Origin of the sequence: Pacificitalea manganoxidans (assembly GCF_002504165.1) — a bacterium.
Taxonomy (GTDB): domain Bacteria; phylum Pseudomonadota; class Alphaproteobacteria; order Rhodobacterales; family Rhodobacteraceae; genus Pacificitalea; species Pacificitalea manganoxidans.
The window spans coordinates 141,125-153,624 of sequence record NZ_CP021406.1 but is presented as its reverse complement, the minus strand read 5'-3'; the positions used below and the strand labels follow the sequence as shown (position 1 = coordinate 153,624).

The window sequence follows — 12,500 nt, the reverse complement described above, 5'->3', positions numbered from 1 at the left end:
TCCAGCCGGAATGTTGGCTGAATTCCTTCAGGCCCCGATTTCCTCGTGCTCGGTCAGGCATTCCGAATGGTCCCGCAACACCTCAAGCACCTTGCAGTCTCCCGTCCGCCCGCCGCTGCATTCGTGAACCATGCGTTTCAGTTCCGTGCGCAGCGCCTTCAGGCGGGCCATGCGCTGCTCCACCTGTTTGAGCTGGCGACGCGCGATGGCATCTGCCTCGTCGCAGGGGCGGTTGGGATGGTCGCTGAGGTCGAGCAGCTCGCGGATCGCATCGAGCGAGAAACCGAGTTGCCGCGAATGGCGGATGAAGGACAGTCGGTCGAGCTGTGCATTGTCGTAGCGCCTCTGTCCGCCTTCGGTCCTGCCAGGTTCGGGCATGAGTCCGATCTGTTCGTAGTACCGGATGGTCTGCACTTTTGTGCCAGTCTTCTTTGACAGAGTACCGATCGTGAGCATTTTCGCCTCCATGAAAAAGATACAGTTTGTGTAGGTTTTGCCGTCGGAATAAACAAGTGTCGGATTCACAGACGCGTGAGTTCAAGCTATACCATGATTTCGTGCTTGAACCTCTAGCGGCTAGAGGATGTATCCGCACATGCAATAAGAATCAATAACAGGCGAACAGGATTGTCCCTTACATCGGCACAGAAGTTTCTTTGGGTTTTGGCAGGCGTGGCAGCGCTTGCCTTCGTATGGCTTTTGCTCTGGTCCGACTATCGTGCCGACCGCGCCCGAACCGACGCCGAACCGCCTTTTTTCGCTAAATTCGAACTGACGGACCACCAGGGTATGGTTCGAACCGAGGAGGACTTTGCGGGGCGCTGGATGCTGGTGTTTTTCGGCTTCACCAACTGTCCCGACGTCTGCCCGACGACCCTGTCAGAGGTCGCGGCGGTGATGGACGGTCTGGGCGACGATGCCGCCAAGGTCCAGCCGATTTTCATAACAATCGACCCCGAACGGGACACGCCCGCCGCACTCGCCGAATACGTCCCGCTGTTCGATGCGAGCATCATCGGGCTGACGGGCACGCCGGAACAAATCGCCGCCACATCCGAGACGTTTCCGATCTTCTTTGAACGCGTCGAAGAGGCCGCAGCGCCGGATGGGTACACGATGGGCCACACGTCGCATCTGTTCCTCTTCGATCCCGACGCGGGCTTTGCCGACTCCTGGCCCTACGGCACCCCGGCCGAAGAGATTCTCGCCGATCTGGAAGAGAGGATCTGATCGACATGAACCGCATATCCGGAGAAACAGCCCTCGGGCTGGCATGGATCATCGCGCTCGTCGCCTCGCTTGCCGTGCTTTTCATCGGCGAGGTGCTGGGGCAGACGCCCTGTGTGCTGTGCTGGTTCCAGCGCGCCTTCATGTTTCCCTTGGCCATTATCCTAGGGCTGGGCCTTTGGTGGCGGGACGGCCGTGTGGGGCGCTACGGCATCGCATTGGCGCTTGGCGGCGGCGCAATCGCCCTCTGGCACATGGGGCTGTACGTCGGTCTTGTTCCCGAACGCATCCAGCCCTGCACGGCCACCGGCCCCTCTTGCACCGATGACAACCAACTGGTCTTCGGCATCCCGATCCCGCTGATGGCCCTCGCCGCCTTCGCGCTGATCGGGGCGCTGTCGGCCCTTTCATTGAAGGACACACGAAAATGAACCGACGCGCCCTGATCCTGTCCGTTCTCGCCTTCGGCGTCGCCGGTTTCGGCGGAACCACCTGGTTTGCAACCCGCCCCGGCCCGGTGGCCGAAGCGGAGCCTGTTGCGCCGGAACTCGCGGACGCGATGATCCGCCCCTACTCGCCCATCCTCGGGCCTGCGGAAGCGCCCGTCACGATCGTCGAATTCTTCGATCCGGCCTGCGAGGCCTGTCGCGCCTTTCATCCCATCGTGAAGGACATCATGGCCGAGCATGGGGATGCTGTCCGCGTCGTGATCCGCTACACGCCCTTCCACGGCGCGGCATCCGAGGAAGCGATCCGCGTGCTCGAGGCGGCGCGCATGCAGGACGTTTACGTGCCGGTGCTCGAGGCCGTTCTGCGGGAACAGCCGAGATGGGCGTCGCACGGTGCCCCGGCGCCTGGCCTGATCCTTCAGATCGCCGCCACGGCCGGACTCGATGCCGAGGCCGCGCGCACGCAAATGCTGGCACCCGATGTCGTGGCGATCCTGAACCAGGATCGTGCTGACGTCGAGACCGTGGGAATTCGCCAGACGCCCACATTCTTCGTGAACGGCAAGCCGCTCGATCCATTCGGGGAGGCAGAATTGCGTCGTCTGGTGGCCGCCGAAGTCGCTGCCGCGCAAAGCTGAATGGAATGGGCAGGATCAGAACGATGAAAAAGCATACTTTGACCGGCACACTGGCGGCGCTTTTGACCCTTGGAGGGCTCTCGGTGCCCGCGCTGGCCGGACCCGAGGATGTTGTCGTCGTGAACGCGTGGTCCCGCGCCTCTATCGGGATGAACCGTCCCGGGGCCGCTTACATGACGATCCGCAACACTGGCGACGAGCCAGTGACGCTGATCGGCCTTGCAACACCGCTCGCGATGATGCCCAAAATCCACGAGACGAAGACAAATGCCGAAGGTGTGAGTTCCATGAGCCCGGCGGGGGAGATCGCGATCGCCCCGGGCGAGAGCGTCGCGCTCGAACCGGGGGGCCTGCACGCAATGCTGATGCGGCTACAAGAACCGATGACGGAAGGGGACACCTTTCCGCTGACCCTGCTTTTCGACGACGGAGGCGAGGTGACGGTCGAGGTGCCGATCCTCGGCATCGCCGCGCGGGGGCCAGAGGACTGATGCGGCGACGGGCGATCCTGGGGTATGGTGCGGCTGGTGTCGGGGCGGTCGCCCTGATGCTCTTCGTCGGTTGGTGGCAGGTCGATGGCCCCGGTGGACCTGAGCCTATCGGGCAGCGGCCTGTGGCTCTGACCGCGATGGATTTTCGTCTGACGGATCATGAGGGCAACGCGGTCGGGCCGGAAACCCTGATCGGGCGACCGACGATGGCGTTCTTCGGCTTCACCTACTGTCCCGATGTCTGCCCGACCACGCTCTCGGACATTTCGGGATGGCTCGACGATCTGGGAGACGGGGCCGACGAGATGAACGTGGCTTTCATCACGGTCGATCCCGAGCGCGACACTGTCGAAACGATGGCCGAATATGTCGGCTACTTCCATCCGGCGATCCGCGGCTGGACGGGGCCCGAGGAGCAGATAGCGCGCGTCGCGGACGGCTTCCGTGCCACCTACGAGCGGGTGCCGACGGAGAGCGGCGATTACACGATGAACCACACCGCGAGCGTCTTCCTGTTCGCAGCCTCTGGGCGGTTCGTCACCATGATCGACTATCACGAACCCAGAGAATTCGCGGTGCCGAAAATTCGCCGCGCGCTGGAAGAAGAAATGGAGGGGGCCACATGAGACTCAGAACTTTGGCGGCTTGTGTCGCAATTGCGGGGACGGTTTCGGGAGCGGCTATCGCCATCTCTGATTTCACGTCGAAAGAACCCGTGCCGCCGGAACTTGCCCAGGCAGGTAATTGGATGCCCCAAGGTCCTGAAGCCCCCCAGAACGTTGACATCCCCGTGACGCTGCCCGTGACGCTGCCCGTGACGCTGCCCGTGACGGCATGGGCAGAAGATGCACCCGACGTCGGCCCCCTACCCCTTCTGCAGGTCGCGTTTGCCGACGTGCCGGTACGGGCGATCGAGCCACCGCTGTCGACGTGGTCGCGCGACATTGCGCCTGGCGAGACGCTCGATTTCTTGCTGTCCGAAGCCGGTCTTGCGGCACCTGAAAGAGCCGAAGTTGCCCTCGCGCTTGGCGCGGAATACGATCTGCGACGGCTGCGGCCGGGGCATTCGGTCACTGTTGTCTCGACCATGGACGGCAGCCCCCGCACCGTCTCGCTCGCCGTCGAGGACGGGGTGCGAATCGAGGTGCTTTTCGGCGAGCAGTTGTCCACCCAGGTCTTAGCTCCGGACCCGGAGATCGTAACCCTTGCCGGCGAAGCCGTAATCGACAGCTCGATCTTCGCGGCACTCGACGAAGCCGGCATACCCGCCCGTTTTTCCGTGGACCTTGCGCAGATGCTGGGTGGGACCGTGGATTTCCGCCGCGAGATGGCCGGTGGCGAGACACTAAGGCTTCTCTGGCGCGAGGCGCGGGTGGGCGAGGACAGGATCGGACAACCCGATCTTGCCTTCGCCGCATTGGAGATCGGCGGTTCGCTTTACGAGATCGTATGGCCGGACGACGGCAGCGGTCAGGCGACGATCTACGTCGATGGCGAGGTGCTGCGCGTCTTCGCACAGCCGGTCGAGGGTGCGCGCCTCAGCTCGGTGTTCGGACGCCGCACGCATCCGGTCTTTGGCAACGTCCGGATGCACACCGGCGTCGATTTCGCAGCGGCACGTGGGACACAAGTTCAATCGACGGCACCGGGGCGGGTTAGCTTCATCGGCTGGCGCGGTGGCTATGGTCGCGTGGTCGAAATCTCGCACGGCTCCGACACCATGACGCGCTACGCGCATCTGAGCGCCGTGCCGGAAGACCTGGCACAAGGCCAACGCGTTGCGGCGGGAGATGTGATCGGCCGCGTCGGCGCGACTGGCACAGCGACGGGTCCGAACCTGCACTACGAAGTCCTCGTGGATGGGCGCCCCACTGATCCCCTCTCTGACGACCGACTTGCCCAAGCGGCTGAGAGCGAAGCGGATGATACTGCCGCGCTATTGCGTCTGGCCAAGGCGCGCGCGCTTCTGAATGAAAACCTCGGCAGCGAGATTGCCGAAACGACAACCGAAAGGCTCTGACCCATGAGACGCATGACCCAAGCTCTTGCTATCACGCTCGCCCTTTTCCCGGCGGCCCAGGCCCTCGCAGAGGCAACGGCGATCGATGTCCGCAAGACGAACGGATGCGGCTGCTGCCTCTCGTGGATCAACCACCTCGAAGAGAACGGTTTTGTTCCGACCGGCCAGGACATGTTCGGTGGGTCGCTGGTTCGCTTCAAGCTCGACAACGGCGTGCCGCAGCGCATGGTCTCCTGCCACACCGCGCTAATCGAGGGCTACGTGATCGAAGGCCATGTCCCGGCCGCTGACATCCGCCGCCTTCTCGATGAGCGCCCGGACGCAGTCGGTCTCGCCGTGCCTGGGATGCCCTATGGCTCGCCCGGTATGGGGCCTGAAGATGACCGCGAAGCCTATGATGTCTTCCTCATCCGCGAGGACGGGTCGACGGAAATCTTTTCGAGCTACGCCGAAGGATAATCTGGCCCGCCCATGGAAAATCTGTCCCCGATAATGCTCGGCTTTCTCGGAAGTCTCGCTGCCGGTTCGCTCACGGCAGTCGGAGCAGCTCCCGTGCTGTTCGGGCGCATCCCGTCCCGGGCCACGCGCGATCTGTCGCTCGGCTTCGCTGCCGGTGTCATGCTGTCAGCCTCGTTCTTTTCGCTGATCATCCCGGCATTAGATGCCGCAGAGCCGATGTTCGAGAACGGCGCGATGCCTGCGGCCATCGTATGCGTCTCGATCCTTCTGGGCATGGGGGCTGTCGCCCTGATGAACGAAAAGCTGCCGCACGAGCATTTCAAGACGGGACGCGAAGGGCCCGAAGCGGCGTCATTGCGGCGGGTCTGGCTGTTCATCATCGCGATCACGATCCACAACTTTCCCGAGGGTCTCGCGGTCGGGGTCGGGTTCGGTTCCGGTGGCATGGAAGGTGGCCTCCCACTCGCCATCGGCATCGGCTTGCAGAACGCGCCCGAAGGATTGGCCGTCGCGGTGTCGCTGCTGGGCGAGGGATATCCGAAGCTGCGCGCCTGGGGCATTGCGGCGCTGACTGGCATGGTCGAGCCGATTGGCGGTCTGCTCGGGGCCGGCATCATCACACTGTCGGAACCGCTGCTTCCATGGGGTCTGGCCTTTGCCGCGGGCGCAATGCTCTACGTCATTAGCCACGAAATCATCCCCGAAACCCATCGCAGCGGCCATCAGAACAGGGCGACGCTCGGTCTCGCAGTCGGGCTCGTTCTGATGCTGTTCCTTGATGTCTGGTTGGGATGAGGCAATGTCACTAAACAAGGTATCTCCGATGATCGGCGTCTTCGCAGCACTTGCTGCGTTCGCGATCGATCAGATCACCAAAGCCATTGTCGTTGCGAATGCCGTCACTTTAAGCGCCGGGATTCCCGTGTTTCCGGGATTCAACCTCGTCTTTTATAGTAATGACGGCGTGACTTTCGGGATGTTGGGCGGCGCGCCGTGGTGGAGCCTTATCGCTCTCGCTCTTGCCATCTGTGTTTGGCTGGGGGTTATGCTGTTTCGCGCCGAAAATGCGGTCGAAACACTTGCCTATGGCGCGATCATTGGCGGAGCCTTGGGCAATGTTATTGATCGTGTGCGGTATCGGGCTGTAACAGACTTTCTCGATTTCTACATTGGCACAACACATTGGCCTGCCTTCAACATGGCCGATATATTTGTTGTCAGTGGCGTGGGGCTCTTGCTCGCCGCGCCATGGATCAGCGTGCGGCGTTCGATCAAATCGTGAAGCCGGAAATTCTGAACCGCATAGCACTGCGCCACCATTTGCTTTCGCGGATGACGCTTGGTTTCGTCGCCGGGGCGCTGACCGTTCTGACTTTCCCGCCTTTCTCGCTTCTCCTGCTTGTTCCCGTTGCCTATTCCGCGTTGTTTGTCGGTCTTCGCGATCTCTCCTTCGGGCGCGCTTTCCTCGTCGGCTGGGCGTTTGGTCTTGGCCAGTTCGGTTTCGGGATTTCGTGGATCGCGGAAAGTTTTTACGTCGAGGCCGAGCGGTTCGGGACGATGGCGATCCCGGCCGTCGCGGGATTGTCCGCAGGTCTCGCGATTTTCCCGGCCATTGCCGCCGCGCTTTTCGCCGAAATCACGCGGCGCGGAGCCATGGGCAGTCTCTTGGCCTGCCTCGCGTTCGCGACCTCCTGGACCGTGGCAGAGTGGTTGCGTGGTCACGTTCTGACAGGGTTTCCATGGAACCTCGCCGGCTACGCACTTGTAGACTACGCCGCCCTTCGCCAGACCGCCGCCTGGGTCGGAAGCTATGGGCTAAGCTTTCTCACCGTGTTCGTCGCGGTACTCCCCGGCGCGGCTGCCATGGCGTCCGGGCGGCAACGATTGACCATCCCGCTCATGGCGCTGGCCGGCATAGCGACGATGTGGGCTGTCGGCACGCTTCGCCTCCAGTCGGATGCACAACAGCCACCCACTGTCGACCTGCGCATTGTTCAAGGCAACATTCCACAAGAGGAGAAATGGGCTCCCGAGAACCGCGAGGCGACCTTCGCGCGCTATCTTGAGCTTTCAACCCGGCCCGGAGATTTCGACGTGCTTCTCTGGCCGGAAACCGCCTTTCCGGGTTTCCTCGATGAGGATACGGAGGCGCGGGCCCGCATTGCCGCTGCGTTACCGGACGGCAGCGTGCTGCTCACCGGAGTGCCGGACCGTGTACCGAGCGATGATGGCATGCGATATTTCAACACGGTCCAGGCTTTTGGCGATACCGGCAAAATCCTGACCGGATACGCGAAACACCATCTCGTACCCTTCGGCGAATATGTGCCATTCCGCGGCTGGTTGCCCATCGAGCGGCTCACGGCGGGTCTGGGCGATTTTACGCCCGGACCGGGCCCGCGAACGCTTGCGCTTCCGGGTGTGCCGCTGGTCGCCGTGGCGATCTGCTATGAGATCATCTTCCCAGGGCATGTGGTCGACGACCTGTTCCGGCCGGACTGGATTTTCAATGCGACCAACGATGCTTGGTTCGGAACCAGCATTGGACCGGAGCAGCATCTCGCCTCCGCACGCATGCGCGCTGTCGAGGAAGGGCTTCCCATCGTCCGGGCCGCAAACACAGGGATCTCCGCGATCATCGACGCAAACGGTGACCTCGTCGCGCGGCTCGGCAACGGAGAAACCGGTGTCATAGATGCGGCTCTGCCCTCTGCTCATCCGTCAACGCTCTATGCGCGCTTCGGCGACTGGGCGCTGCTGGCTCTCATCTTCACTACTTGGGCCGTGGGACTGGCTGCAGGTCTGGTCGGCACACACCGGTGCAACAAGAGAACAAGAACGGAGAAAAAGTCATGCTGGTAATCGCGGGCATTGTCGCGGGTGCGATCTGGGGTGGATATCTGGCGCGACGCCGAAAAGGAAACCGGCTGGATATCCTCCAGTATGCGGCGAGTTCGGCGATCGCCTTCGGTCTTCTCACCTATTTCATATCGGTGGTCCTCTTGCGCATCTTTTTTTAAGAAGGGTTTCGAAACAGCACCGACATGAGACGGCTTTTCAACATATTGCTGTACGGGTTCTTGGCGATCTGTATCACGGCATCGGTTGGTGCCGGGTTGGTCTATTTTCTGCTGAGCGCATCCGTTCCCGATTACGACGAGGACTTCACGGTCGCAGGCTTAGGCGGACCGGTCGACATTCTGCGAGATTCTTCGGCAGTCCCGCACATCTCCGCAGCTTCCGCTGCGGATGTTTACTTCGCGATCGGCTTCGTTCACGCCCAAGACAGGCTCGGTCAACTGTTAAGGGCAAGGCGAAAAGCGGAAGCTTCGTGGCCATCGGATGAGATCTTGGACCTTGAGCCAGCGGTCTCAGACGCGCTCGCATCCTATGCCGCCGGCGTTAATGCGTGGCTGGAGCTAGTGTCGGAAGGCGGGCGTGGCCGAGGCTCTCCGGAGCTGCTGATCGCAGACGAACGGTCGATCGCGGCCTGGACACCCGGCGATAGCCTGAGGATTGCCCGGTCTTTCCTGAATGGCCTGCGACCGGGAAGCGCACGGGAAGGAATGCCGAGTATATCAGGTGCCATTATACCGGCGGATCGCCTGAGAGTGCCCGAACTGTTTGCGACTGATCCGGAGCAGCGCCTTGATGCATGGGCGATCGACGGCGACCGAACAGCGACCGGAACGCCAATTCTAGCCGCCGATATCAGCGGTTCCCTGTCGCTTCCCTCGGAATGGTATCTCGCAGATCTTCAATTTTCGACAGGGCCGGCCATAGGGGCCACAATACCGGGCGTACCTTTCGTTATTGTCGGTCGCAATGCGCGCGTCGCCTGGGCCTTCCGGTCATTTCCCGTGCCAGACGAGGAGGCACCAAGGGGGCCGTCACCCGTGCGGGCGGCAGGTTTCTTGACGATGCTGGAGCTGTTCGCGCGTTCGGCCGACGCGATCGATGCCATCGGAGTTGCCGCAGACATGTTGCCGAAGGGCATGGAGGCATTGGCCATTGACCGAGAGACCGTTGCCCGATGGCCAAGAGCGGAGGCCGTACGGGCGTCGTCTTTTCGCGACATTCGACTGGCGGAGCTTGAAGCGCGGCAATCGATCTTCTCGACGGAAGGCGCCATCGGTGTTCAAAGGGACACCGTAAGTTCCGTGGCGCGAACCCTCCTGCCCCTGATGGCGAAAGAGCTTTGGTTCGTGCAGTCCAGAGACAGCATCGAAGGCACCGATGCGGACAGCCTTCGTCGTGAGCTTCTGGACAGGCTTGCCTCGTGGAATGGCGAAATGGATCGCTATTCACCGGAACCTCTGCTGTTCTGGACCTGGGTCCGGGCTTTGCAGCAGCGCATTTTGAAGGACGAGTTTCCGACAGCGGAGCAACTCTGGACCCGTCCGAACCCAAACTTTCTTTATGCGGTACTCAGCGATCGTCGCGGTAGCGCGATCTGGTGCGACATCCGCCTATCCTCACCTCGCGAGACATGTGAGGAGCAGGTTCGCGTGGCCCTGGATGATGCCCTTGGCTGGCTGGTCGATCGATATGGGCGCGATCCCTCGACGTGGACCTGGGGGGAGGAGCATAGATTGGACATGCAGTGGTCGCCAATCAGTTCACGTGGGTTGCTGACCGACCTGCTGTCCCTTCAAGCGCCGATTTCAGGCGATCCGTATACGCTATTCTTGACATCATTTGGTGTCGAAGAAGACCGTCCATTCCTTGTGAGTGCCGGAAGCAATTTTCAGGCGGTCATGTCGATATCGGAAGCAGCGGGATCATACTACATCTCGCCCACCGGACAGTCGGGACATCCGCTATCTCGATTCTACGACAATCTCTTTCCCTCGTGGATACAAGGCGAATACCTCGCCATGTCGACCGATCTGTCACTGGCCCGTGGCGGCGCTTCCGGGATCTCGCGGCTCACACCGGCTACCTCCGACAACCCTCGGATGAGCGAGGGCCAGAGCGAATGATCACGAACTTCTTCTTCCTTTACGACCCTTTCGGCTATGTGCTGTCACCGGTGTCGCTCATTGTTGTCGGTCTTACAGTATGGCTGTTTTTGCGTGGGCTCAAAATACACGCTCGCTGTCTCGGAAGGGTTTCTGGTTGGCGTCGAACCGCCTTCTTTGTCGGCCTCGCAGCCGTCCTCGTCGCGACGAATGGGCCGCTCGCGCCATTGGGGCACAGTCTGTTTTCGGTACATCAGGTCGAGCATCTTCTTCTGCGACTGGTAGGACCGCTTCTTATCGCGGTTTCTCAGCCCTGGCTTGGCCTTCAAGCCGGATTGAAAAGGGAAGGGCGCCGACGCCTTGCCGCGATTGGGCGTGCGCGCATCCCGCGATTCTTGGCGCTTCCTGCATCTGCCACCTCCTTGTTGATTGGTGCGCTTTTCGTCTGGCAGATCCCGATGATCTACGCCCTTACACAACGTATTGCGGCGATGGAAGCGCTGGCACATCTGTCTATGGTGCTTGCTGGGCTTTGGTACTTTGCTATGCTGTTCGATCTGCGTGATCCGCCTGAAGGAGCGCGGCGCGGCGCTCGGCTGATGTCAGGGTTCCTGGTGGTCGTTTCCAACATCCTTCTGGGCTCCCTGACAACGCTCAAGGAGGTGCCCCTCTATGGATCAGAAATCATCGCAGCGAGCGGTGGTCGACTTCGCGCCCTGGCTGACGAGACAATCGGTGGCTACGTAATCTGGGTCCCGTCGTCGATGGTTCTCATCGCGGCAATCATTCTGGTGCTGAACGGCTGGAACGCGGCGGAGGAACGGCGCTGGACGTCCCGCTACGACCTGATGCGCCAATCGAATGCGGCGGCGCTCGAGTTTCCGGAAACCGCGGAGGAACTGCGTCTGAAAGTAGAGAAGCCGAACCGGGACATGGGCCGTACGCTCGCCCTTGGCGCATTCTCCATGTTCATGGTTGTCATGATTACCGTCGTGACCATCGTCTATGCCCTCGGATAGATTGAATTCGACATGAGACCAGACGCATTCTTCTCCGCTAGGGCCCGCCTGTTTCGCCACTGCCACGGCCGGACACATATTGTAGTGTCCTTACGCGTACCGGGTGCTTGCGCTGGCCCACGGCGGCGAGCGTCACTTTGGCCGTGATCGCCATCGAAGTGATCAACGTGGCCCTGTGCCGACGATTTTCCTGATCTGACGGAAGATCATCTCCTCCCATCAGGCGTAGATGTCGATCGGTGTTCCGTCTTTCACCATTGCATAGATGTCCTCGATCTGCCGATCTGTGACCGCGATGCAGCCAGCTGTCCAGTCGCGGACATCCGTTGGGTCGATCCCTGGGCGTGGACCACCATGGATGAAGATGTCGCCGCCGGGGGAAAGGCCCTGCGCTTCAGCGAAGGCTATGTCGGCCTCATTCGGATAGGAGATGCCAACCGAAAGATGATACGTACTGTCGGGGTTGCGCTTATCGACTACGTAAGCGCCCTCAGGGGTCCGGCCGTCTCCCTCGAATTGCTTGTGACCCTCAGGAGCGAAACCCAGCCCGACCGGATAGGTTTGCAATACGCGATCGGCTCCGTCCAGAACAAGCAAACGCTGCCCCTTGTAAAGCCGAACACGGGTCACCTCGGGTCCGCCATAGCTGCGGAACTTGCTGGCACAGCCAGACAAAAACGCTGCCAACCCGCCCAACAGGACGGCGCGGCGGGGAAATCGGATGGTCTTCACTGCTCGATGCCTCTTTCGTGAGGTCTGATATGGACATTACGTTACCTTGCAAATGCTGCGTGATCAATGTCCGTGGGCAAGCGCGGCCTTTGCCATCTCTGGACCAACCTGCTCACCGCTGAATGGCTTGCGGGCCTACCGCAGCGCCTTGAGGGCGACCGGCAGGGAGGCCACGGCAAGCCTTAATCGAACAACTCGTGAAGCCAGGATTTGCGCCGATAGCCGTGCTTGCCGTCGCCGCCGCCGTGCTTTCGGCGCCGGTAGCCGCGATCATCGTCGTAGCCGCGCGGCTCAGGCACCCGCTGAGGCGCCACATCGGGTGCCGAACGCTCGATGATCTTGTCCAGTTCGCCCCGGTCGAGCCAGACACCCCGGCAATCGGGACAGAAGTCGATCTCGATCCCCTGGCGGTCGGTCATGCTCAAGGGCACCTCGCAAACCGGACACATCATCCTGCCCTTCACGCTCATGTCTCGTCTCGGCTCCTTTCCGGGTTCTCCCAGT

General features: G+C 61.5%; 16 protein-coding genes. 13 read left to right on the top strand and 3 right to left on the bottom strand.

Annotated elements, in window-relative coordinates; translation table 11 throughout:
- Positions 1-27 precede the first annotated feature (27 nt).
- Positions 28-456 (bottom strand): MerR family transcriptional regulator, encoded by a 429-nt coding sequence (locus CBW24_RS16875; protein ID WP_013959865.1) that lies wholly within the window; start codon positions 454-456, stop codon positions 28-30.
- A gap of 207 nt (positions 457-663) precedes the next feature.
- Here CBW24_RS16875 and CBW24_RS16870 point away from each other — a divergent pair, with 207 nt between their 5' ends.
- The 13 genes from CBW24_RS16870 to CBW24_RS16810 are packed head-to-tail and all read left to right on the top strand — an operon-like array spanning position 664 to position 11,264.
- Entirely contained in the window at positions 664-1,230 is a 567-nt protein-coding gene (locus CBW24_RS16870) for an SCO family protein (RefSeq protein ID WP_028095363.1), read from the top strand.
- A gap of 5 nt (positions 1,231-1,235) precedes the next feature.
- Entirely contained in the window at positions 1,236-1,658 is a 423-nt protein-coding gene (locus CBW24_RS16865) for a disulfide bond formation protein B (RefSeq protein ID WP_028095364.1), read from the top strand.
- Positions 1,655-2,314, top strand: coding sequence for a DsbA family protein (locus CBW24_RS16860; RefSeq protein ID WP_097374475.1), 660 nt, complete (start codon positions 1,655-1,657; stop codon positions 2,312-2,314). The genes CBW24_RS16865 and CBW24_RS16860 overlap by 4 nt, the downstream gene beginning before the upstream one ends.
- Before the next feature lie 23 nt (positions 2,315-2,337).
- Positions 2,338-2,805, top strand: a complete 468-nt coding sequence (locus CBW24_RS16855) for a copper chaperone PCu(A)C (protein ID WP_088665015.1) — start codon at positions 2,338-2,340, stop codon at positions 2,803-2,805.
- Complete coding sequence (locus CBW24_RS16850; protein WP_088665014.1) at positions 2,805-3,431, top strand: SCO family protein; 627 nt, start codon at positions 2,805-2,807, stop codon at positions 3,429-3,431. The genes CBW24_RS16855 and CBW24_RS16850 overlap by 1 nt, the downstream gene beginning before the upstream one ends.
- On the top strand, positions 3,428-4,825 hold the full coding sequence (locus CBW24_RS16845; RefSeq protein WP_097374474.1) for a M23 family metallopeptidase: 1,398 nt from the start codon (positions 3,428-3,430) through the stop codon (positions 4,823-4,825). Before CBW24_RS16850 ends, CBW24_RS16845 begins: the two co-directional genes overlap by 4 nt.
- Before the next feature lie 3 nt (positions 4,826-4,828).
- Positions 4,829-5,284 carry a DUF411 domain-containing protein gene (locus CBW24_RS16840; protein ID WP_088665012.1) on the top strand — a complete coding sequence of 152 codons (456 nt, stop codon included), beginning with the start codon at positions 4,829-4,831 and terminating at the stop codon, positions 5,282-5,284.
- Between the two features lie 12 nt (positions 5,285-5,296).
- Positions 5,297-6,079, top strand: coding sequence for a ZIP family metal transporter (locus CBW24_RS16835; RefSeq protein WP_013959873.1), 783 nt, complete (start codon positions 5,297-5,299; stop codon positions 6,077-6,079).
- Positions 6,080-6,107: 28 nt separating this feature from the next.
- On the top strand, positions 6,108-6,566 hold the full coding sequence (gene lspA, locus CBW24_RS16830; protein ID WP_088665010.1) for a signal peptidase II: 459 nt from the start codon (positions 6,108-6,110) through the stop codon (positions 6,564-6,566).
- A complete protein-coding gene (gene lnt, locus CBW24_RS16825) occupies positions 6,533-8,146 on the top strand; it encodes an apolipoprotein N-acyltransferase (RefSeq protein ID WP_097374473.1) in 1,614 nt (537 codons plus the stop codon). Before lspA ends, lnt begins: the two co-directional genes overlap by 34 nt.
- Entirely contained in the window at positions 8,137-8,304 is a 168-nt protein-coding gene (locus tag CBW24_RS18550) for a hypothetical protein (RefSeq protein WP_009815492.1), read from the top strand. Before lnt ends, CBW24_RS18550 begins: the two co-directional genes overlap by 10 nt.
- Before the next feature lie 24 nt (positions 8,305-8,328).
- A complete protein-coding gene (locus CBW24_RS16815) occupies positions 8,329-10,266 on the top strand; it encodes a penicillin acylase family protein (RefSeq protein WP_097374472.1) in 1,938 nt (645 codons plus the stop codon).
- Positions 10,263-11,264 (top strand): cytochrome c oxidase assembly protein, encoded by a 1,002-nt coding sequence (locus CBW24_RS16810; protein ID WP_088665007.1) that lies wholly within the window; start codon positions 10,263-10,265, stop codon positions 11,262-11,264. The genes CBW24_RS16815 and CBW24_RS16810 overlap by 4 nt, the downstream gene beginning before the upstream one ends.
- A 219-nt stretch (positions 11,265-11,483) precedes the next feature.
- Here the strand turns inward: CBW24_RS16810 and CBW24_RS16805 are convergent, their stop codons facing one another.
- Positions 11,484-11,996 (bottom strand): L,D-transpeptidase family protein, encoded by a 513-nt coding sequence (locus tag CBW24_RS16805; RefSeq protein WP_035367119.1) that lies wholly within the window; start codon positions 11,994-11,996, stop codon positions 11,484-11,486.
- Positions 11,997-12,178: 182 nt separating this feature from the next.
- On the bottom strand, positions 12,179-12,466 hold the full coding sequence (locus CBW24_RS16800; protein WP_088665005.1) for a TFIIB-type zinc ribbon-containing protein: 288 nt from the start codon (positions 12,464-12,466) through the stop codon (positions 12,179-12,181).
- Positions 12,467-12,500: the final 34 nt, after the last annotated feature.